Origin of the sequence: Streptomyces sp. NPDC048506 (assembly GCF_040651315.1) — a bacterium.
GTDB lineage: Bacteria > Actinomycetota > Actinomycetes > Streptomycetales > Streptomycetaceae > Streptomyces.
Window position 1 is genome coordinate 39,758 of sequence record NZ_JBEZIX010000027.1, and the last position, 20,412, is coordinate 60,169.

Sequence of the window (20,412 nt, forward strand, 5' to 3'; positions counted from 1 at the left end):
GGCGGCGCCGGTTCAGTGGCAGGGGAAGCCGAGCAGGTGGCGTCCGTCGTGGACCCACTCATGAACGTCCGTACCGGAGAGCAGCGAGGTGGCGCCCTGCTCGGCGCCGACGAAGTAGAGCAGGACCAGCATCAGGACGCCGACGAAGAGCGCCCAGGGGGCGATCGCCTTGAGGGGGAGCGGGGCGGGGGCGGCGGCGCCGGTTGCCGGGGGTGCGATGGTCTGAGCCATGGCAGAACCTCCTGTGAGGGGAACTCGCGTCCCTGTTTCGTGGAGTGCGTGACGACATGCCGGGTCTGGCTCATCCGGTCCTGGCCCCGTTGGGCTGGTAAAAACCGGACATACAGTGGCGCGACCGCGCCGGAATTCCACCGGCTTCCGTCATGTCGTCGTCAATATCATCGGGAAGGTACCGCGAGCCGCGCCTCCGGCCAATACCGAGGAGGGGGCGGAGAGGCGCAGGACAGGGCGCATCGCATGGGCAACTCCCGTGTGGGCAGGGCTGGTTGGCGGTCCGACGGGAGTGAGGAAGTGGGCATGACAACTCGGGTGATGTTGGTCTCACCGGCGGCGGGCGCGTCCCAGCGCGAGGTGCGCTTCGACGACGGCGGCCCGTTGAGCGAGGCGGGGGTGCGCCGCGCCCGCGCCGCCGCCGGGTCGCTTCCGGTGGCCGACCGGGTCTTCGCCTCACCCTCGGTGCGGTGCCGGGACACCGCCGTGGAGCTCGGGCTGTCCGCCCGGCCCGAGGCGGAGCTGGCGGGCTGTGCGATGGGCGACTGGGGCGGCCGGGCCCTGGCGGAGGTGGCCGCCGCCGAACCGGTGGCGGTCTCCAGCTGGCTCCGTGACCCGGACTTCGACGGGCACGGAGGGGAGTCGCTGCGGCAGCTGTGCGACCGGATCGCGGGCTGGCTGACCACGATGGCCCTGGACGCGGGCCGGGTGCTGGCGGTGGTGGAGCCGGACGTGGTGCGTGCCGCGGCGGTGTGCGCGCTGAGGGTGCCGGCGGACGCGTTCTGGCGGCTGGACGTGGCGCCGTTGACCGTGACCGAGCTCAGCGGCCGGGGCGGGCGCTGGAACCTGGGGCTGGGGCGGGCGCTGGACCGCGGATGAGGGGCGCATGACGGGAACGCTTCAGAATTCACCTGTCCCTTCATCTACACATAAAGGCGGCATAAGCGCAGAATAAAGGTGCGCGGCCCGATGCCACGCGAAAACGGCCGGACTTGCGAACGAAGGAGGCGAGTCGAATGGCCGACGTCTCACACCACAGGGGAGATCTCGCAGGTCACCCCGACGTATCCGAGATGCAGGCTCGGTACGAGCGGGTTCTCGTCGGGCGTGACGTGGTACTCGTCGACGGCCCGGTGTTCCTGGTCGGTCTGTACTGCGCCGCTTCTCCGTTCATCGTCCACTTCGCCGCCGCACAGCCCGCGCTGATGGCCCACAACCTCATCATCGGTGTCGCGATCGCCCTGCTGGCGGTCGGTTTCACCGCGGCCCCTGAGCGGATGTACGGGCTGAGCGGTGCGATGTGCGCGATCGGTGTCTGGATGGTCATCTCGCCCTGGATCGTCGGGACCAGCCCCGATGCCGGTGTCATCTGGAACAACATCGTCATCGGTGCCCTGACGTTCCTGCTGGGTGCCTTGTGCGTCGCCGTGGCGTCGAAGAGTCGCCGCACCACGTGAGGTGCGCTCCCCCGTAGCGGGGGCGTGGGATGGGCCGCCGGCCCGCTCGTCCTTCTCTGGAGGGCGAGCGGGCCGGCGGCTGTGCGTCATCTGTCGTGACCGGGGGTGACGGGGGCGCGGCGGGCGCGGTCTACCGCCGGTGGTCGCGGCTGCCGGCGGTCAGGCGCCCGGTCAGGCCGGCCAGCACCAGCCCGCCCGCGATGAGCAAGCCGTGGGACAGCGCGATCCCGGCGGCCAGGCTGCCGGCCGCGGCCGCCGGGATCAGCCAGGACAGGCTGCGAGGGCGAGGGCATGAGCGGGGCGGGCGGCCGGCCCACGGGGCGCGAGAGCGGGCGTACGGGGTGTCGGTGCGTCGGAACAGCTCGGCGAGCTCGCCGAAGGGGCGGTCGTCATAGGGGGACAGCGCTGTCCCTCCTCTCCCGGGGGTGCATGCAACGCGCGCTGCGGGCAGGGCGCATACGAGGGGGCATTGCTCCGGCGGTCGGGTGAAGCCGGGGTCACCCGACCAACGGGTGAGAGGGGTTTCGGGGAATCAACGTCACCTGCATTGTTGTGCCCTGGCACGCCCTGCCCGTAACGCCGTTGAACGAGAGGTGTCGCATCATGTCGAACCAGAACCGGACATCGGACGAGGCCCGGGACGCGCTGGTCGCGATCGTCTTCGGGGCCATGGCGGCGCACACGGTGGGCGCCGCCGCCCGGCTGCGGATCGCCGATCTGATCGGTGACGGCGCGCGCAGCGCGTCCGAACTGGCCGCGGAGTGCGCGGCCGAGCCCGGGGCGATGGGCCGGTTACTGCGGGCGCTGGCCGGGCTCGGGCTGCTCGTCGAGCAGGCCCCGGGCGTCTTCGCCGCCACCCCGGGCGGTGCCCGGCTGCGCGCCGACCACCCCGAGTCGCTGCACTCCTTCACCCGGATGTTCACCGATCCCACCATGCTCCGGGCCTGGGAGCGCCTGGACGACAGCGTGCGCACCGGTGAGACCTCCTTCGACGCGGTCTTCGGCACCGACTTCTTCGGTCACCTCGCCCAACAGCCGCAGCTCTCCGCCGACTTCAACGCCGCGATGAGCCAGGGCACCCGTGACACCGCCGCGCTGGTGCCGTCGTCCTGCGACTTCGGCCGCTTCTCGACGGTGGCCGACATCGGCGGCGGGGACGGCACCCTGCTCGCCGCGGTCCTGCGGGCGTACCCCACCCTCACCGGCATCCTCTTCGACACCGCGGAGGGCCTCGCCCAGGCCCCGGCGCGGCTGGCGCACGAAGGGGTCGAGGACCGCTGCACCCTTGTCACCGGCGACTTCTTCGCCACCGCTCCCGAGGGCGCCGACCTCTACCTCCTCAAGAGCGTGATCCACGACTGGAGCGACGAGCGCTGCGCGGACATCCTCCGGCACTGCCGCCGGGTGATCCCCGACGGCGGCCGGCTGCTGATCGTCGAGCCGGTGCTGCCGCCGGTCGTCGTCCCCTCGGCGCCCGGCGCGGTCTACCTCGTCGACCTGAACATGCTGGTCAACGTAGGGGGCCGGGAGCGCACCCGGGACGAATTCGAGCGGCTCTGCGAGGCCGCGGGCTTCGCCGTCCGCACCGTCACACCGCTCCCCGCACCCAACCGCTTCTCGCTCATCGAGGCCGAGCCGGTGTGATCGGGACGCGGGGCGGGGCCGGTCGACCGGGGTCGGATCCGCCCCGCTGCCGGGGTGGCGGCGGACGCCCCGACCCCACACGTGCGGTGGCTCGCCAAATTGGGTTAAATCGGTTATGGGGGACGGCTTCGGCCGGCCGCCTCGGAGAGGGAGCACCCCGTGACCGCTCTGCCCGTGGATGACCACGAAGACTTCGTCGACGCCGACCGTGGCTTCATCGCCGCGCTGGACCCGCCCGAGATCACCATGGACGACGGCCGGGTGGTCTGGGACGCCGAGGCGTACGGATTCCTCGCCCAGAACTGCCCCGACACCGCCAACGAGAGCCTGTGGCGTCAGGGCCGGCTGGTGAGCCACCAGGGCCTGTACGAGGTCACCGACGGCATCTACCAGGCCCGTGGCCTGGACCTGTCCAATATGACCATGGTCGAAGGCGATCACGGCGTGATCGTCATCGACCCGCTGATCTCCGCCGAGACCGCCGCCGCGGCCCTGGAGCTCTACCGCAAGTACCGCGGCGACCGGCCGGTCACCGGCCTGATCTACACCCACTCGCACGCGGACCACTTCGGCGGCGCCCGGGGCGTACTGCCGCACGGCCACCAGCCCGTTCCGGTGCTCGCACCCGCCGGCTTCCTCGGCCACGCGGTCAGCGAGAACGTCTACGTCGGCACCGCGATGACCCGCCGCGCCGTCTACATGTACGGCGCCGAACTCCCCAAGGGCCCGGAAGGCCAGATCGGCTGCGGCCTGGGCGCCACCCACTCCACCGGCACCCTCAGCCTGATCCCGCCGACCGTGGGCATCACCAGCACCGGCCAGGAGGAGATCCTCGACGGGGTACGCATCGTCTTCCAGCTCACCCCCGGCACCGAGGCGCCGGCCGAGATGAACTTCTGCTTCCCGGCGCACCAGGCCCTCTGTCTGGCCGAGAACGCCACCCACACCATGCACAACATCCTGACGCTGCGCGGCGCCGTGGTCCGCGACACCCGCGCCTGGTCGCACTACCTGGGCGAGGCCCTCGCCCTCTTCGCCGACGAGGTGGAAGTCGCCTTCGCCTCCCACCACTGGCCGACCTGGGGCAAGGACCGGATCAAGGCCCTGCTGGCCAACCAGCGCGACCTGTACGCCTACCTCCACGACCAGACCCTGCGACTGATCAACGAGGGCTGCACCGGTGCGGAGATCGCCGAGGAGCTACGCCTGCCGCCGGGCCTGGAACGGGTGTGGGCCAACCGCGGCTACTACGGCTCGCTCAGCCACAACGTCAAGGCGATCTACCAGCGCTACATGGGCTGGTTCGACGGCAACCCCGCCCACCTGTGGGAGCACCCGCCCGTCGAGCAGGCCAAGCGCTACGTGCACACCCTCGGCGGCGTCGAGGCCACCGTGGACGCGGGCAAGCAGTACGCCGCCGAGGGCGATCTGCGGTTCGCCGCCACCCTCCTCAACCACGCGGTCTTCGCCGACCCCAAGAACCTCCGCGCCCGCCGCGAACTCGCCGCCGTCTACGAACGACTGGGGCACGGCTGCGAGAACGGCACCTGGCGCAACTTCTACCTCACCGGCGCCATGGAGCTCCGCGGCACCATCGCCGACGTGCGACTGGACACCACCAACCCCGAGATGGCCCAGGCCCTCACCGTCGACCAGCTCATCGACTCGCTCGCCATCCGCATCGACGGCCCGCGCGCCTGGTCCACCGCGCTCACCCTCGACCTCTACCTCCCCGACGAGGACCGGACCTGGCAGCTGACGCTGTCCAACGGCGCCTTGACGTACCTCAGTTCGCCCGGACCCCCGACCGTGTCCGACGACCGCAGCCCGGACCTGACGCTCACCCTCACCAAGCCCCAGCTGCTCGACCTGCTCGCGGGCCGCGGGCCGTCCGACGCCGTACAGTACGGCGAGACCGGCGTGCTCGACCAGCTCCTTGGCCTCCTCGGCACCCCGAACCCCACCTTCCCCATCGTCACGCCCTGACCACAACAGCCCGTCCACCGGCGTCAACGCCATGCCACCGCCAGGCTTCGCCACCCTGCGCCACCCGAGGCCGAAGCTGGGGCAAACTGGGCGGGTGGCGAGCATCATTCCCGAGGAATCGACCAGCTTTGTCGGCCGGCGCACCGAACTGGGGCAGATCGGCCGGCAGTTGACGGAACACCGGCTGATCACCCTGACCGGCCCCGGCGGTGTGGGCAAGACCCGGATCGCGTTACGGGCCGCACGCGCCGCGGCACCACGTTTTCCCGACGGGGTCTGCTGGGCCGATCTGTGGCCGTTAGACGGCGAAGGGCTGCTGCTGGCCACGGTCTGTGACGCCGTCGGCCTGGCCGACCACACCGCCCGTACCCCGGTGGCGGCGCTCTGCGAATGGCTCGTGGACAAGCGGCTGCTGCTGGTCCTGGACTCCTGCGAACACCTCGTCGACGCCTGCCGGGACCTCCTCGGCGACCTGCTCACGGCCGCCCCCCACCTGCGGGTGCTGGTCACCAGTCGCCAGCCGCTGGAACTGGCCGGCGAGGCGATCACCGAGATCGGCCCGCTGCCCTGCACCGGTGACAACGACGCGCTCACCCTGTTCACCGACCGGGCCGGCGCCGCCGACCCCGGGCTCCGGTTCACCGACCCCCTGCACGCGGCCGCCGCCGAGGTGATCTGCCGCCGTCTCGAAGGCATTCCGCTGGCCCTGGAGCTGGCCGGAGCCCAACTGGCGAACAGCTCCGTCGAGCGCATCGCCGAACGGCTCACCTCCCGCTTCGACGCCCTCGACGGCGACCGGCCGATGCGCCTCCCACGGCACCGGACGCTGCGCTGCGCCATCGGCTGGAGCCATGAACTGTGCACGCCGCTGGAGCGGCTGCTGTGGGCCCGGCTCTCCGTCTTCCGCGGCACCTTCGACGAGGAGTCCGCCGGCGCGGTCTGCGCCGGCGGCCCGCTCACCGAGCAGGGCGTGCGCACCGCACTGGCCGGACTGGCCGTCAAGTCGGTGGTCACCCGCGAGGGCTCCCGCTACCGCATGCTCGACACCCTGCGCGAGTACGGCCGCCTCTGGCTCGGCGAACTCGACGAGGTCTCCGACCTGTCGGACCGGCACGCCGCGCACTTCGTCGCCTTCGGCCGCCGCGCCGAGCGGGGCTGGCTGGGCCCCGAACAGGTCAGCTGGTACGGCAGGGTCGCCGACGCCCATGTCGACCTGTGCACCGCCCTGGACCACCTCCTGGTCACCGATCCGGAACGGGCCCAGGAGCTCTGCGCCGCGGTCGGGTTCTTCTGGAGCTGCTGCGGCCATCTGCACGAGGCCCGCGACTACCTGGCCCGCGCCCTCGACGCGCACCAGGGCCCGAGCCGGGCCCGCACCCGGGCGCTGTGGGCGCTCGGCGTCGCCGTACTGCTCCAGGGCGACCTGCCGTCGGCCGACTCCCTGGGCCTCGCGTGCACGCGCGCCGCACGGGCGGGCGAGGACACGGAGGCGGTGCTCCAGGCCGCCTACCTCGTGGGCCTCACCCATCTGATGGCCGGCCGGCCGATGTCCGCGCACACCGTCGTGGACCAGATCCTCGGTCCGCCGCCGGGCGCCCCGTTCGACTCCGCCGGGCGGCTGCGCTGCCACCTCGTGCGGATCTTCGCGCTCACCGCCCTCGGTCGGCTCGCCGAGGCCCGCGCCGAGGCCACCGCCCTGCGCCGCGGCTGTGTGCAGCGCGGCGAGCACTGGACCCGCTCCTACACCGACTACCAACTCTCGCTGATCTCGCTGTTCCAGGGCCGCCCCGAGGAGTCCGCGGACCACGCCCGCGCCATGCTCGCGGGCAAGCAGGACATCGGCGACAAGTTCGGGATCGCCCTCGGCCTGGACCTGCTCGCCGCCGCGGTCGCCGCCCAGGGCGACGGTGCGGCCGCCGCCCGGGTCTACGGCAGCGGACAGGCCATCTGGCGCACCGTCGGGCACCCCCAGCGCGGCACCCCCGAACTGCGCGCGGTTCGCGAGGAGTGCGAGCGGCGGGCCCGCGCGGCCATCGGAGACGAGGCCTACGCGGAGGCCTTCCGCCAGGCCAGCGAGGAACGCCCCGGAACCTCCCTCCCCCGGATCCTCGCGGGCGACCTCTGACCGCTCGCCTCGCCCGCCCGCTCCGGCCCGGGCCCCGCGGTCAGACCGCCGGCTCGCCGGCCAACGCGTACAGCAGCTCGTAGGCGGTGCTGATCATCCGGCAGGTGCGGCCGCGCCGGGTCGCCAGCGCGACCAGCCCGGTGTGCGTGGCCGGGTGGTAGCCGAGGAACGCCTGCTGCCCGAACGTCGCCCCGACGTGGAAGAGCAACGGCCCGTGCGGCGCCGGATGGTGATACCACGTCAGCGTGTGGGTGTTGCGGTACCGCCAGCCGCGGCGCAGCAGCGGGACCTGCACGTCGCGCAGCGGCCCGGACAGCGGCGTGGCCTCGGGGGAGAGGTGCGCTTCGAGGTAGCCGAGCAGATCGCCGGGGGTGGCCCGGACCGAGCCGGCGGCGGCGAACGCGCCCATGTCGGCGCCGGGCACCGGCGTCACCCCGTTCGTCCGGTGGCCGATGGCGTCGGTACCGGTGGTGCCCGGGCCCAGCGTGGTGTCGGCCAGCCCGAGCGGTCCCAGCACCCGGTCCGCGAGCAGCTCGGGGTAGGCGGCGCCCGCGGCCCGGGACATGGCCGGACCGAGCAGCGCCAGCCCGAAGTTGGAGTACCGCCAGCGGGTGCCCGGACGGTGCCGGGGCCGGGTGCGGGCGAAGGTGCGCAGCAGCCGCTCGGTGTCGTAGGAGGCGTACCCGTTGGCGTATGGATGCAGCAGGGCTCCGGCGATCAGGTCCGCGGGGATCCGCGGCAGCCCCGAGGTGTGGGTGGCCAGGTGCCACAGGGTGATCCGGCGCGAGCGCGGGTGCGGCAGTGGCAGGCCCGGCAGATGGGCAGCGAGCGGATCGTCCAGGGCGAGCACCCCGGACCTGGCCAGGCCGGTCAGCAGCAGCACGGTGAAGGTCTTGGACAGCGAGCCCAGTTCGTAGTGCAGCGCATGGCGCGGGGTGGGCGGGGACAGCGCGGTCCCACCGGTGACGACGGTCCGCACGCCGCGCCGGGTGGCGGCCAGCACGACGTCCGGGGCGTCGATGCGGGTGACCGCGTCGGCGAGGCGGTCGGCGAGCGCGGCGCCGCGTTGCGGACCCATCAGACCGCGGACATCGCGCGGGAGGTGGCCATCGCGGAGGCGAACGCGGCGACCAGGGTGGGGTGGTGGACCAGGTCGAAGACGCGTGCCGGGTCGCCCTGCGGCATTCCGCGCTGGATGGGCATCGCGCCGCTGTCCGACTGGGCGGCGGCGTACCGCTCCCACAGCCCCGCGTCCAGCGTGGGCCGCGGCAGGCAGGCGTCCACCACGAGGAGTTCGCCCAGCAGGTCCCAGTGTTCCAGGTCCGCCCAGTCGTCCAGCCAGGCCGGCAGGTAGTGGGTGAGGTAGTCGGCGATCTCCGGCGGGATCTTCCCGGGGGACTCGCCCCAGTTGGTGAGGTGGAAGACGCTGTGCGTGATGTCGTAGGCGATGTGCAGCTGTACCGTCCACGGCTCGGGCAGCTGCCCCAGCCAGGTGCGCGCCACCGCCTCGTCGAAGTCGCTGCTGGGCACCAGCCCCAGCTTGCGCTCCGCGTTGAGCACGCCGAGCCGCCGGTTGGGCATCATCTCCAGCGCCGTCCAGGTGACGGTGCGCCGGCAGCCCTGTAGCGCGGTCTCCAGCCCCGGATGGCGGTGGCCCAGCTCGTGGAAGGTCGCATAGACCTCCAGCGGAACGGGGGACAGCGGCTCGTCGTGCTGCAACCGGGCCAGCACGTTGCCGCCGTCCAGCAGCTCCCGCCAGGCGAAGTCCAGCAGCTGCCCGGCGCGGGCCTTCTGCCGGGAGCCGGCCACCCCCTCCCGGAACAGCACCTGCATGTTCAGCGCCAGCTCCCCGATGGGCTTGAGCCGTTCGACGACCGCGCCGTTGTCGACGAAGTCGTCGGGCGTCAGCCGGAAGTGCTCACGATGGTCGTCGAGCCAGGTCAGGGCCCGGTCGCCGACTCCGTGCAGCAGGGCGGGGGATGCGGCCGTCACGGTCACGGGGCACTCTCGCTTTCGCAGGGCGTCCGCCCGCCCACCAGCGCCGGGTCCCCGCCCGCCGGGCCGGTCCCGGCCTCGTCGGCGGCGATCCGGGCGAGCGTGGCGGCGAACGCGGTCACCAGGGTGGAGTGGTAGCAGGCGGTGAAGGTCTCGGCCGGGTCGCCCGAGGACGGCGCCGCACCCCATTCGGGCACGCTGCCGTCGGCCGCCTGCGCATCCGCCAACCGCTGCCAGGCCACCGGGTCGTACGGGGCCTTCGGCAGACAGGCGGTCACCGCCAGCAGCTCGCCCACCAGGTCCCACAGCTGTTCCTCCAGCCAGTTCTCCAACCAGGAGGGGAGCCACAGCCGCAGATAGCCGGCGAACTCGGGGGACAGCCGCTGCCGGTTGCGCCCCCAGTCGGTGAGGTGGAAGACGTCATGGGTGACGCCGTAGGCCGCCTTGCGGTCCAGCGCCCAGGGCTCCGGCAGCCCGCCGAGGCCGGTCAGTTCCAGCACGGCGGAGAAGTCGGCGTGCGGCCGCAGCCCGATCCGCCGCTCCGCCTTGAGCACCGCGAGCGTACGGGTGTGGTCCTCGCGCGCCACCCGCCAGCCGCGCAGCCGGGTGGTGGTCTGGAGCAGGTCGTCGACCTCGGCATGGCGCAGCCCGGCGTGGGCGAAGGTCCCGTAGAGCTCCACCGGATAGGTGGCGAACGGTTCACCGCGGATCAGGTCCGCGAACAGCTCGCCGTCCCGGGTCTCGTTCCAGGCGAAGGCGAACAGCCCGCGGGCGGTCTGACGGATCTCGTCGTTGGGGTGCAACACCCCGATCAGCTGGGTGAGTTCGGCGAGTTCGCCGAGCGGTTTGAGGGTGAGGTTGGGGTCGGCGTCGGTGGTCACGTTCGGCGGCAGGCGGAACCGGCCGCGCGCCTCTTCCAGCCACCCCAGGCTGCCGCGGACCAACTGGTCCAGCAGCCCGGGGTCGCTGTGGCCGGCGGTCACCAGCCCCGCCCGTAGAAGCGCTGGGCGGCCACGACGTGCAGCGTGACCCGCGGGTCGGCGCCACCCATCTGGCGGACGAACGCCAGCCCGCTGTCGAGCCCCAGGGTCTCCGGGACCTCGGGCAGCCGGGCCAGCCAGCGCGCCAGGCCGGCGGCCTGCAACCAGTCCCGGCGGCGGACCGCCCGGACGAAACCCCGGGCCAGGTCGTCGGTACGGGCGGCGAGTTGCTCGGCGAGACCCGGGGCAAGCCGGGGCAGCGCCAGCGCGGCGAGCTGCGACACCCGGTGCGACAGCTTCGGCCAGGGGTCGCTCTGGACCCAGCCGGACGGGGCCGCGGGTGCCGGCGGCCACTGCCGTGCGCCTCCGGGAAGATGGACGTGTGCGGCCTCGACGAGGCCCCGGTAGCTCCACACCGACACCTCCGAGGCATCGGCTTTCGGTGGATAGGCCGCGAGCGCCTGGCGGACCACCGCCTCGTCGTCCGCACCGATGGGCGCCGCAAGGTGCTCCATCGCGTACGGCGCGAGCGCGTCGGCGCCGAGCACCCGGACCGCGGCCGGGGTCAGCGCATCCTCCTGCCGCAGAATGCCGGACAGCGCATAAGGGTCGCCCTCACCCCGCAGGGCGAGGGCGACCCCGGTTGCGGCATCGGCAATCACAGCGCTCAGCGGGACTGCTCCCTGCGTCTGCTCAGCCAACGCTTTCCCCTCAGCGAGTGTCAGTCTTGGGCCGGGGGGTGGGCGGCGAGATCAGGAGCAGCGCGGCCAGCAGCAGCGCACCTCCACACTCGCGGGTATCGCGGAACACGCCGTCTGCCTCAGTGGGTTCGAGCAGTCCCTCGACCTCGGCCACAGTGGCCGTCTCGATCGGCGCTGTGCGATCCGTAACCATGCGATCAACTCCTTTGGCGATGGGGAATACCAGATTCACATCGGGATAAATGCATCGCAACGCGAAAAATCGTCTCATTAGCCATTTCGTGTGACCGGGTGTCAGGCTCCGGACCGTCATCTCCTGCCCCAACTCCCTTGATAAGGAAGGATGTTGGCGATCTTTTGGCCGTGCGACACGGAGCGGTGGACGAGGGGCCCTTAGGGTGAGTGGAGACCGGCCCATCGGGGTGCGAGCTCCTCTGAACGGGTGTCGCGGCGGCCGCGCCGATGCCCCCCGCGGAACCGCGACGACCCACCCCGAGGCGGCGGGCAGGGCTCCGGGCGGGGTGTCCCGGTCGGTTCCGGACCCCTCCGGCAGTCCCTGGCCGGACTCCGTAGACGGCAGTAGATTGGTTGACGTCAAGCAAGTACATGTCCCGGTGGGAGAGGGTGTCCCATGGGCAGGACTCCTGCTGATCCCGGCGGCCCGGTGCGCCCTCCGGCCCCGCGCCCGCCCCCGGTCCCTGCCGCGACACCCGGCCGCCGCCGTCCCCGCCGCCCCCGGACACCTAACCCCGTCGCCCGTCACCCCAGGAGCCCCCGATGGAGCGAACCGACGCCACGGTCGACGCGCCGGTGGACCCCGCACCGGAACCCGCCGAGCTGGCCGGGCGGTTGCGCGCGGTGATCCAGCAACTGCTGCCCCTGCTCCGCGGCCGGCTCCCGTACCGCGACCTCACGCCCAGCCGGACGGCCGCCCTCGCGGCGCTCGCCGCCCACGGGCCGCTGCGCATCAGCGAACTCGCCGCGCGGATGAACATCGCGTTGTCCACCACCTCCCGGATGGTGGAGCTGCTCGACGACCGAGGCTGGATCGCCCGCCGCCCCGACCCCACCGACCAGCGCGCCAGCCTGGTCAGCCTGAACGACGACGGGCTCGCGCTGCTCCGCGCGGTGCGGCGGGAGACCACCGGCCTGCTGGCCGAGCGGATCGGCCGACTGGCCCCCGACCGGCTGCGCCTCCTCCAGGACGCGCTCCCGGCGCTGGAAGATCTCGTCGAGGGGGCGCAGCCGGCGCCGGGCCGTCCGCACTCCGGGCGACCGGCGGACGGTCCCGCCGACACCGAGGACGGACACCCCGCCGAGGACCGGTGAACCGTCGTGACCGTCACCGCCGTCGGCCGCCCCACGACCCCAGCGACCGAGGCAAGGGCGAGGACCCCATGTACGACGCACTCCTGGCAGAGACCGTCACCCTCACCGGTCACCGCGGCGACCTCATCGAGGCCTACGCCGCCCGGCCGCTCGTTCCCGGGCCGGTCGGCGGGGTGGTGGTCATCCACCACATGCCCGGCTACGACACCGGCAGCAAGGAGATCACCCGGCGGTTCGCCGCCGAGGGCTTCGCCGCGGTCTGCCCCAACCTCTACAGCCGCGAGGCACCGGGCGCCGAGCCGGGCGAGGCCGCCGCGGTGGCCCGGGCGCGGGGCGGTGTACCCGACGAACGGCTGGTCGGGGACGTCGCCGGCGCGGCCCGCTATCTGCGCGGGCTCACCTCGTCCAACAGGCGGGTGGGCACCATCGGCTACTGCTCGGGCGGCCGACAGTCCTTCCTCGCGGCGTGCAGCCTGGACCTCCAGGCCGCGGTGGACTGCTACGGGGCCTTCATCGTCCGCCGCCCGCCGGAGGACTCGCCGCTCGCCGTCGAACCGATCCTGCACCTGACCAAGGACCTCGGCTGCCCCCTGCTGGGGCTCTTCGGCGCCGAGGACCAGCACCCCTCCCCGGCCGAGACGGCGGAGCTGGAGAACGCGCTGCGCAAACACGGCAAGGTGCACGCCTTCCACACCTACGACGGTGCCGGGCACGCCTTCTTCGCCGTGGACCGGCCGGGGTACCGCCCGCAGGTCGCGGGGGAGGCCTGGCAGCGGGTACTGGAATTCTTCGGGCGTCACCTCAGCGGGTGAGGCCCGCCGCGACGGTCGCCGACCGCTGCTCCTGGCGAGGGATCACGGGACACCCCTTAGAGTGCGGGGGTGCCGACGTACAGCATTGGTCAGGCAGCTGGGCTGCTGGGTGTGAGTTCGGAGACCGTCCGCCGCTGGGCCGACGGCGGGCAGCTGCGGATGGAGCGGGACGGTTCCGGGAACCGCGTCATCGACGGGGTGAGCCTGGCCGGGTTCGCCAAGGAGCGGGCCGCCGGGCTGCATCCGGTGCCCGGCGAGGTGCTGACGTCGGTGCGGAACGCGTTCGCCGGGATCGTCACCAAGGTGACCGTGGACGATGTGATCGCCCAGGTCGAGATCCAGTCCGGGCCGCACCGGCTGGTCTCGATGGTCAGCCGGGAGGCCGTGGAGGAGTTGGGGATCGAGGTGGGGGTGACCGCCACCGCCCGGGTGAAGTCCACCAACGTGCACATCGACCGCCCGGACGACCGGAGTTGAGCCGGGCCGCCGCGTACGCCCGCGCGGTCGGTCAGCGGCACAGCAGCGCCGCGTGCAGGTCGAGCTTGTGGTCGAGCCGGGACAGATCGCGGCCGGTGAGCGTCTCGATGCGCTGGATGCGGTAGTGCACCGTGTTCACGTGCAGATGGAGCGCCTCGGCCGTCCGCGCCCATGATCCGTGCTGTGCGAGGAAGACCTCCAGCGTCTCCAGCAGCATCCGGTGCGAGGCGGAACCGCCGCGTGCCAACGGGCCCAGCACCCGGCTGCTGAAGGCCGCGCGGACCTCGGACGGTACGCCGGCGAGCAGGGCACCCAGCGTGTCGAGGTCCTCGACACAGGTCACCCGCGCGCCGTCCGGGGCCCCGGCGCGGGCCGCCGCCAGGGCGTAACGCGCTTGGTCCAGCGCGGAGTCGAGCCCCTCCGCCGCGGGCACCGGGGCGCTGACCCCGGCGTGCAGCGGTGCCGGCGGGCGGCAGGCGTGCAGGGCCGGCCACGCCTCGTCGAGCGCGGCGAGCGTGCCGTCGTCCCGCGCGGCGCCGACCACGGCGGCCGCCTCGCCGCTCGCGAGCCGGCCGACCGCGCAGTCCGTGCCGGGGGAGTGCCGCAGCGCCTCCGCCAGCGCGTTCACCGCCTCGCCGGGCTCCTCGCCGGCCAGCGTGGCCACCACCACCCGGTACGGGCCGGTGGTCGGCAACCCGCAGGCCCGCAGCGCTTCGGCGAGCGCCGCGGCGTCGACCGGGCCGGCGTCGGCGAGCGCCAACAGCGCCTCGGCCGCCCGCCGTTCGGCCGCCTGCCGCAGCTCGGTGTGGTGCCGGTACTGGGCGATGACCTCGGCTATCTCGTGCAGCACACGAGGGGGGACGTCGGCCGCGCCGTGCAGCCGGAGGTGCCAGCCGTCGTACGGGCCGGCGGTCCCGTCGATCCGCAGGGCGGTGCCGGCAGCGGCCGTCCGCAGCTCCTGCGCGGCGCGACCTGCCGAGAGCTCCGGGGCGTCCGGGGTGCGGGCCAGCACCCGGCCGGTCGCCGTCAGCAGCGAGCAGGGCGCTCCGCCCAGGTGCGCGAAGGCGCGCTCCAGCAGGGCGTCCGGCCCGGCGTTCTCGGCGAGCAGCCCGGCCAGTTCGGTGCGGACGTTCTCCGGCAGCGCGGGGTGGCCGGTGGGCCGGCGGCTGAGGTCTCCCCACTGGCGCAGATACACCGCCTCCGTGATGGCGCGGAAGCTGGTGTGCGCGGGGACGGCCAGCAGCACGATGCCGTGGTCGCGGCAGGCGTCGACGAGGACGTCCGGGACCGCGCCGTGCGTCTCCTCGCCGGCCAGCAGCGCGGTGGCCCCGGCGGAGTGCAGGGCGGAGACGAAGCGGTCGACCTTCGCGCGGTCGTCCCCCGGCGCCCACCACACCAGCCCGCTCAGCACCAGCTCGCCCGGCTGGAGGAACCGTGCCGGGTCCTCCAGGTCGGTGGCGGTGACACCGCTGACTTCCCGGTCGAGCAGGGCACCCTCGCCCCACAGCAGGGTCAGGTCGAGGGCGTCGACCTGAAGGAGATCGTGGACGTGCATGTGCTGGCTCCTTGGGCGGCTGCCGGGCAAGCCTCGGCATCTCACATTCACGAGGCGAATATGAGTGTCTGCATCGTAAATGCCAGGCGATCCAGGCCAAAGCCTTCTTGGTTGATCATCCAGATCACGGGCCCGGCGACGGTGTTTTTCCGTGTTGTGCACCAGTCGTGCCGGGCACCGTCCGGTTGCTTCACTCGGCCGCATGGACCTCAACACGGTGCTGGAGGTGCGCGACGCCCGGCAGCGCACCCCGTGGCGCACCGGCGACGCCTGGCTGGGTGGCGGCACCTACCTCTTCTCCGAACCACAGCCGCACCTACGACGCCTGGTGGACCTGAGCAGGATGGGCTGGGAACCGCTGACCCGGCTGCCGGACGGCTCGCTGGAGATCGCGGCGACCTGCACCATCGCCCAGCTCTCCCGCTTCGCGGCGGCCTACCGCGCCCCGGCGGCCCCCCTCTTCGAGCAGTGCTGCCGCGCCTTCCTGGCCTCCTTCAAGATCTGGCACATGGCCACCGTGGGCGGCAACCTCTGCAACGGTCTGCCCGCCGGGCCGATGATCTCGCTGACCGCCGCCCTCGACGGCAGCTGCCTGCTCCAGGGCCAGGACGGCACGCTGCGCCGCACCAAGGTCACGGACTTCATCACCGGCGCCGGCCGCAAGGACCTCGGCGAGGGCGAACTGCTCCGCTCGGTCACCCTGCCCGCCCGGGCGCTCGTCGGCCGTACCGCCTTCCGGCAGGCCTCCCTGTACGGACTCGGCCGCTCCGGCGCGCTGGTCATCGGCGTCCTCGACCCGCTGGACGGCTCACTGGCGGTGACCGTCACCGCGGCCACCGTGCGGCCGTTCCGGCTCTGGTTCCCGCTGCCGCCGGACGCCGGGGAGCTGCGCGACGCCCTCGCCTCGACCGTCACCGAGGGCGACTGGTTCGACGACATCCACGGACTGCCGGCCTGGCGCCGGCACATGGCGCTGCGGCTGGCGGAGGAGATCCGCCGCGAACTGACCGAAGGAGCCGACCGATGACCTTCCGGATCCGGGTGAACGAGACCCCCTTCGACGCCGAGCCCCGGCCCGGGCAGTGCCTGCGCACCTACCTCCGCGACCGCGGCTGGTTCGGCGTCAAGAAGGGCTGCGACTCCGGCGACTGCGGGGCCTGCACCGTCCACGTCGACGGCGAACCGGTGCACAGCTGCCTCTACCCGGCCGTCCGCGCCGAGGGGCGCTCGGTGACCACGGTGGAGGGGCTGGCCGAGCCGGGCGGCGACCTGCACCCCGTGCAACAGCGGTTCCTCGACGCCCAGGGCTTCCAGTGCGGCTTCTGCACGGCCGGATTCCTGATGACCACCGCGAAGCTCGACGAGGACCAACTCACCGACCTGCCCCGGGCGTTGAAGGGCAACCTCTGCCGCTGCACCGGCTACCGCGCGATCGAGGACGCGGTGCGCGGCGTCACCCACGTCGAGGAGCCCGGCCCGGGCCAGTCGGTCGGCCGCAGCCTGGGCGCCCCGGCCGGGCCGCAGGTGGTCACCGGCACGGCCCGCTACACCTTCGACATCGACGTGCCCGGACTGCTGCACATGAAGCTGCTGCGCTCCCCGCACCCACACGCCCGGATCGTCGCCATCGACACCTCCGCGGCCCTGCGGGTGCCCGGTGTCCACACCGTCCTCACCCACCACGACGCCCCCGAGCGGCTGTTCTCCTCGGCCCGCCACGAGCACCCCACCGAGGACCCCGACGACACCAGGGTGCTGGACGACGTGGTCCGGTTCGTCGGACAGCGGGTGGCGGCCGTGGTCGCCGACAGCGAGGCGGCGGCCGAGGAGGGCTGCCGCCGGATCGCGGTGGAGTACGAGCAACTGCCCCACGTCCTCGACCCGGAGCTGGCCATCCGGCCCGGCGCGCCGGTGATCCACCCCAAGGACGCCGGGGCGTCGCGGATCGCCCGGCCGGAGGAGAACGTCGTCGGTGAGGTGCACGGCGAGATCGGCGACGTCGAGCAGGGCTTCGCCGACGCCGACCTGGTCTACGAGGAGACCTTCCGCACCCAGCGGGTGCAGCACGCCAGCCTGGAGACGCACGGTGCGGTGGCCTACTTCGAGCCGTCCGAGGCGTCCGAGCCGTCCGAGGCGTCCGAGGCGGCCGAAGAGGACGGGATCACGGGCCGGGAACGGCTCGTGGTGCGCTCCAGCACCCAGGTGCCGTTCCTGACCCGCCGCGCCCTGTGCGCGCTCTACGACCTGCCCGAGGACCAGGTCCGGGTGGTCGCGGGCCGGGTCGGCGGCGGTTTCGGCGGCAAGCAGGAGATGCTCGTCGAGGACATCGTGGTGCTGGCCGCGCTGCGGCTGAGGCGGCCGGTGAAGCTGGAGTTCACCCGCGCCGAGCAGTTCTTCGGCGCCACCACCCGGCACCCGTTCAGCATCGCGATCAAGGCGGGGGCGAAGCGGGACGGCACGCTGACCGCGCTCCGGCTCCGGGTGGTCGCCAACACCGGCGCGTACGGCAACCACGGCCCGGCCGTGATGTTCCACAGCGTCGGCGAGTCGATGGCCGTCTACCGGGCCCCGCACAAGAAGGTCGACGCGTACTCCGTCTACACCAACTGCGTCCCCGCCGGGGCGTTCCGCGGCTACGGGCTGGGCCAGGTGACCTTCGCCGTGGAGTCGACCATGGACGAACTCGCCCGCCGCCTCGGCATCGACCCCCTGGTCTTCCGGGAGCGGAACATCATCGGCCCCGGTGAGCACATGATCAGCCCCGGCGGCGAGGAGGAGGACCTGCACATCGCCAGCTACGGCCTCGACCAGTGCCTGAAGGTCGTCCGGGACGCCATCGCCGAGGACCGCAGCGCGGCGGACGCGCCGGCGGGCTGGCTGGTCGGACAGGGCACCGCCATGTCGATGATCGCGACCGGGCCGCCCGGCGGGCACTTCGCCGACGCCACGGTGACGCTGCTGGAGGACGGCAGGTACGACATCGCGGTGGGCACCGCGGAGTTCGGCAACGGCACCACCACCGTGCACAAGCAGATCACCGCCGGGGCGCTCGGCACCACGGTGGACCGGATCGCCATCCGGCAGTCCGACACCGATGTGGTCCGGCACGACACCGGCGCCTTCGGCTCGGCGGGGACGGTGGTGGCCGGCAAGGCCGTGATGAGGGCGGCCAACGGGCTGGCCGAGCGGATCCTGACATTCGCCGCCGAGTACGCCCGGGCCCCGCGCAGCCAGTGCCGCCTGCTGGCGGACGCGGTGGAGTGCGACGGGCGGACGGTGTCCCTCAAGGAGCTCCACGAGGCGGCACGCGGCACGGACGTGCCGCTGACGGCGGACGGCCACTGGGGCGGATCGCCCCGCTCGGTCGCGTTCAACGCCCAGTGGTTCCGGGTCGCCGTCGACCCCGACACCGGGGAGATGCGGATCCTGCGCAGCGTGCACTCGGCCGACGCGGGGAAGGTCATGAACCCCCTCCAGTGCCGCGGCCAGGTCGAGGGCGGAGTCGCCCAGGCGCTCGGCGCGACCCTCTTCGAGCAGGTCCTCGTCGACGACACCGGAAAGGTCCTCACCCCCGCCTTCCGCCGCTACCGGCTGCCGGCCTACGCCGATGTGCCGCGCACCGAGGTGCACTTCATGCAGACCTCGGACGCCATCGGGCCGCTGGGTGCCAAGTCGATGAGCGAGAGCCCGTTCAACCCGGTCGCCCCCGCCTTCGCCAATGCGCTGCGGGACGCCACCGGCGTGCGCTTCACGGAGGTGCCGCTGCTGCGCGACAAGGTGTGGCTGGCGCTGGAGGAGCACCGCGCGGCCGGTGCGGAACCGGGCCGGTCGGCCCGTGCGCACCCCGCGCGCGAGGGGTCGGTGTGAGCGGCCCGCGGGCGCCGGCCCGGCGGACGAGGCGGTGTGCATGGCCTGATCTCAACCCCGGACATGCCGCCCTCTTGGGCTATTTCACCTCACACCAGCGAGGCAAAACTGCGAAAGAGGGTGGTATTCGAGATTCAGCGGTGGTGCGGTCGGGCATCACAGGGAGGCAGCCGCCGCGCGGTCCGCCTCAAGGGGGAAGCGAATGAGCCGACTCAGCCCGCCGTCCCGCACCACCACCGTCGTACGCCCGGATCCCGGTGACGCCGTGTCCGCCGGCCCCCGGCGCCTGCTGATCCGCGGTCGGCTGCACCATCCGCTCACCCTGACCGTCGCGGACCTCCGCACACGGTGGCGGCAGCGACGGGCCGAGGTCGTCTTCGACTGCGCCACCAACGGGCCCCAGCGCCACACCTTCGACGGGCCCCTGCTGCGGGACGTCATGGACGAGGCCGGCCCGGCCTTCGACGCCCGGCGGCGCAAGGACCGCTCCCGCTATCTGCTGTCCGTCACCGGCGGGGACGGCCACCGCACGGTGCTGTCCTGGGCCGAGCTCGACGCCGACTTCGGCGACGCGCCGATCCTGCTGGCCACGGCCATGGACGCGTGTCCGCTCGATACGGCCGGCAGTCAGCTCGTCGTGCCCTCCGACCGCTGCGGGGCGCGCTACATCAGCGCCATCACCGGCATCTGGCTGGGCACCTGTGAGCCGCCCGAGTCGCCGTAGCCGATCCGGCCGACGGTCGGGGTGCGCACGGCGTCCCGCGGCGGGGCGGGAGACTCCGCGGTGCACTGCGTTCAAACGGCGGCGAGCGAGATCTCCGTCGCCTTGATCAGCGCGGTCACCTCCGCACCGGGCGCCAGGCCCAGGTCCTCCACCGCGTCCTTGGTGATCGCGGCGGTCAGCTCGCCGCCGGCCACCGCGACCTTGACCCCGGCCATCGCCCCTCCGGCGGTGACGGCGCGCACCGTGCCGGGGAGCCGGTTGCGGATGCTGAGCCCCTCGACCGCGCCGGTGGCGAGCGCGACCTCGGTGGACTTGACCAGCGTGCGCACCTCGGAGCCCGCCGCGATGCCCAGCTCCCCGACCGCCTCCCGGGTGACCGCCGCGGTGATCTCCTGGCCGCCCGTCAGACGGACCCGGACGGTCGCCATGACCTCTCCCGGGGTGACGGTCAGCACGGTCCCGGACAGCTGATTTCGGATGCTCAGGCTCATGGGAATCACCCTGCGCGCAGTCGCCCGGCCGCGCATCA

19 protein-coding genes and 1 riboswitch are annotated in these 20,412 nt (G+C 73.0%); of the genes, 11 read left to right on the forward strand and 8 right to left on the reverse strand.

Annotation, left to right across the window (positions count from 1 at the left end; genetic code table 11):
• Nucleotides 1-12 precede the first annotated feature (12 nt).
• Entirely contained in the window at nt 13-231 is a 219-nt protein-coding gene (locus AB0C96_RS22435) for a CbtB domain-containing protein (protein ID WP_362919460.1), read from the reverse strand.
• 63 nt (nt 232-294) lie between these two features.
• Nucleotides 295-380: riboswitch (cobalamin riboswitch) on the reverse strand.
• Between the two features lie 157 nt (nt 381-537).
• Here AB0C96_RS22435 and AB0C96_RS22440 point away from each other — a divergent pair.
• From AB0C96_RS22440 to AB0C96_RS22460, 5 genes are all read left to right on the forward strand, one after another.
• Nucleotides 538-1,110 carry a histidine phosphatase family protein gene (locus tag AB0C96_RS22440; protein ID WP_362919461.1) on the forward strand — a complete coding sequence of 191 codons (573 nt, stop codon included), beginning with the start codon at nt 538-540 and terminating at the stop codon, nt 1,108-1,110.
• Between the two features lie 137 nt (nt 1,111-1,247).
• Entirely contained in the window at nt 1,248-1,688 is a 441-nt protein-coding gene (locus AB0C96_RS22445; RefSeq protein ID WP_362919462.1) for an SPW repeat protein, read from the forward strand.
• Between the two features lie 603 nt (nt 1,689-2,291).
• Nucleotides 2,292-3,332, forward strand: a complete 1,041-nt coding sequence (locus tag AB0C96_RS22450) for a methyltransferase (RefSeq protein ID WP_362919463.1) — start codon at nt 2,292-2,294, stop codon at nt 3,330-3,332.
• A gap of 159 nt (nt 3,333-3,491) precedes the next feature.
• Complete coding sequence (locus AB0C96_RS22455) at nt 3,492-5,318, forward strand: alkyl sulfatase dimerization domain-containing protein (RefSeq protein ID WP_362919464.1); 1,827 nt, start codon at nt 3,492-3,494, stop codon at nt 5,316-5,318.
• 94 nt (nt 5,319-5,412) lie between these two features.
• Complete coding sequence (locus AB0C96_RS22460) at nt 5,413-7,443, forward strand: NB-ARC domain-containing protein (protein ID WP_362919465.1); 2,031 nt, start codon at nt 5,413-5,415, stop codon at nt 7,441-7,443.
• A 40-nt stretch (nt 7,444-7,483) separates the two neighbouring features.
• Here the strand turns inward: AB0C96_RS22460 and AB0C96_RS22465 are convergent, their stop codons facing one another.
• Genes AB0C96_RS22465 through AB0C96_RS22485 form a run of 5 tightly spaced genes read right to left on the reverse strand, consistent with a single transcriptional unit; the run spans nt 7,484 to nt 11,312 of the window.
• The gene (locus AB0C96_RS22465; protein WP_362919466.1) at nt 7,484-8,521 is read right to left on the reverse strand and encodes a serine hydrolase domain-containing protein; all 1,038 of its coding nucleotides are present in this window, start codon (nt 8,519-8,521) and stop codon (nt 7,484-7,486) included.
• A complete protein-coding gene (locus AB0C96_RS22470; protein ID WP_362919467.1) occupies nt 8,521-9,441 on the reverse strand; it encodes a hypothetical protein in 921 nt (306 codons plus the stop codon). Before AB0C96_RS22470 ends, AB0C96_RS22465 begins: the two co-directional genes overlap by 1 nt.
• A complete protein-coding gene (locus tag AB0C96_RS22475) occupies nt 9,438-10,421 on the reverse strand; it encodes a hypothetical protein (RefSeq protein ID WP_362919468.1) in 984 nt (327 codons plus the stop codon). The genes AB0C96_RS22470 and AB0C96_RS22475 overlap by 4 nt, the downstream gene beginning before the upstream one ends.
• Nucleotides 10,418-11,119, reverse strand: coding sequence for a hypothetical protein (locus AB0C96_RS22480; protein ID WP_362919469.1), 702 nt, complete (start codon nt 11,117-11,119; stop codon nt 10,418-10,420). Before AB0C96_RS22480 ends, AB0C96_RS22475 begins: the two co-directional genes overlap by 4 nt.
• A 10-nt stretch (nt 11,120-11,129) precedes the next feature.
• A complete protein-coding gene (locus tag AB0C96_RS22485; protein ID WP_362919530.1) occupies nt 11,130-11,312 on the reverse strand; it encodes a hypothetical protein in 183 nt (60 codons plus the stop codon).
• Between the two features lie 584 nt (nt 11,313-11,896).
• Here AB0C96_RS22485 and AB0C96_RS22490 point away from each other — a divergent pair.
• The 3 genes from AB0C96_RS22490 (at nt 11,897) to AB0C96_RS22500 (ending at nt 13,737) form a co-directional block, all read left to right on the forward strand.
• Entirely contained in the window at nt 11,897-12,448 is a 552-nt protein-coding gene (locus AB0C96_RS22490; RefSeq protein ID WP_362919470.1) for a MarR family transcriptional regulator, read from the forward strand.
• Nucleotides 12,449-12,516: 68 nt separating this feature from the next.
• Nucleotides 12,517-13,260 (forward strand): dienelactone hydrolase family protein, encoded by a 744-nt coding sequence (locus tag AB0C96_RS22495; protein WP_362919471.1) that lies wholly within the window; start codon nt 12,517-12,519, stop codon nt 13,258-13,260.
• A 69-nt stretch (nt 13,261-13,329) separates the two neighbouring features.
• On the forward strand, nt 13,330-13,737 hold the full coding sequence (locus AB0C96_RS22500; RefSeq protein WP_362919472.1) for a TOBE domain-containing protein: 408 nt from the start codon (nt 13,330-13,332) through the stop codon (nt 13,735-13,737).
• A 31-nt stretch (nt 13,738-13,768) separates the two neighbouring features.
• On the opposite strand, the gene AB0C96_RS22505 is transcribed toward AB0C96_RS22500, so the two are convergent.
• Nucleotides 13,769-15,292 (reverse strand): PucR family transcriptional regulator, encoded by a 1,524-nt coding sequence (locus AB0C96_RS22505; RefSeq protein ID WP_362919473.1) that lies wholly within the window; start codon nt 15,290-15,292, stop codon nt 13,769-13,771.
• A gap of 202 nt (nt 15,293-15,494) precedes the next feature.
• On the opposite strand from AB0C96_RS22505, the gene AB0C96_RS22510 reads away from it, so the two are divergent.
• From AB0C96_RS22510 to AB0C96_RS22520, 3 genes are all read left to right on the forward strand, one after another.
• Nucleotides 15,495-16,319, forward strand: coding sequence for an FAD binding domain-containing protein (locus tag AB0C96_RS22510; RefSeq protein ID WP_362919474.1), 825 nt, complete (start codon nt 15,495-15,497; stop codon nt 16,317-16,319).
• A complete protein-coding gene (locus AB0C96_RS22515) occupies nt 16,316-19,159 on the forward strand; it encodes a molybdopterin cofactor-binding domain-containing protein (RefSeq protein ID WP_362919475.1) in 2,844 nt (947 codons plus the stop codon). Before AB0C96_RS22510 ends, AB0C96_RS22515 begins: the two co-directional genes overlap by 4 nt.
• A gap of 202 nt (nt 19,160-19,361) precedes the next feature.
• A complete protein-coding gene (locus AB0C96_RS22520) occupies nt 19,362-19,883 on the forward strand; it encodes a molybdopterin-dependent oxidoreductase (RefSeq protein WP_362919476.1) in 522 nt (173 codons plus the stop codon).
• Nucleotides 19,884-19,954: 71 nt separating this feature from the next.
• On the opposite strand, the gene AB0C96_RS22525 is transcribed toward AB0C96_RS22520, so the two are convergent.
• Nucleotides 19,955-20,374, reverse strand: a complete 420-nt coding sequence (locus AB0C96_RS22525; RefSeq protein ID WP_362919477.1) for a TOBE domain-containing protein — start codon at nt 20,372-20,374, stop codon at nt 19,955-19,957.
• Between the last annotated feature and the right edge of the window lie 38 nt (nt 20,375-20,412).

Bases quoted from the DNA above. Each gene is read 5' to 3' on its own strand.
- AB0C96_RS22485 (WP_362919530.1), bottom strand. From the start codon at position 11,312: ATGGTTACGGATCGCACAGCGCCGATCGAGACGGCCACTGTGGCCGAG.
- AB0C96_RS22450 (WP_362919463.1), top strand. From the start codon at position 2,292: ATGTCGAACCAGAACCGGACATCGGACGAGGCCCGGGACGCGCTGGTC.
- AB0C96_RS22515 (WP_362919475.1), top strand. From the start codon at position 16,316: ATGACCTTCCGGATCCGGGTGAACGAGACCCCCTTCGACGCCGAGCCC.
- AB0C96_RS22520 (WP_362919476.1), top strand. From the start codon at position 19,362: ATGAGCCGACTCAGCCCGCCGTCCCGCACCACCACCGTCGTACGCCCG.
- AB0C96_RS22490 (WP_362919470.1), top strand. From the start codon at position 11,897: ATGGAGCGAACCGACGCCACGGTCGACGCGCCGGTGGACCCCGCACCG.
- AB0C96_RS22445 (WP_362919462.1), top strand. From the start codon at position 1,248: ATGGCCGACGTCTCACACCACAGGGGAGATCTCGCAGGTCACCCCGAC.
- AB0C96_RS22465 (WP_362919466.1), bottom strand. From the start codon at position 8,521: ATGGGTCCGCAACGCGGCGCCGCGCTCGCCGACCGCCTCGCCGACGCG.
- AB0C96_RS22495 (WP_362919471.1), top strand. From the start codon at position 12,517: ATGTACGACGCACTCCTGGCAGAGACCGTCACCCTCACCGGTCACCGC.
- AB0C96_RS22440 (WP_362919461.1), top strand. From the start codon at position 538: ATGACAACTCGGGTGATGTTGGTCTCACCGGCGGCGGGCGCGTCCCAG.
- AB0C96_RS22525 (WP_362919477.1), bottom strand. From the start codon at position 20,374: ATGAGCCTGAGCATCCGAAATCAGCTGTCCGGGACCGTGCTGACCGTC.
- AB0C96_RS22435 (WP_362919460.1), bottom strand. From the start codon at position 231: ATGGCTCAGACCATCGCACCCCCGGCAACCGGCGCCGCCGCCCCCGCC.
- AB0C96_RS22510 (WP_362919474.1), top strand. From the start codon at position 15,495: ATGGACCTCAACACGGTGCTGGAGGTGCGCGACGCCCGGCAGCGCACC.
- AB0C96_RS22505 (WP_362919473.1), bottom strand. From the start codon at position 15,292: ATGCACGTCCACGATCTCCTTCAGGTCGACGCCCTCGACCTGACCCTG.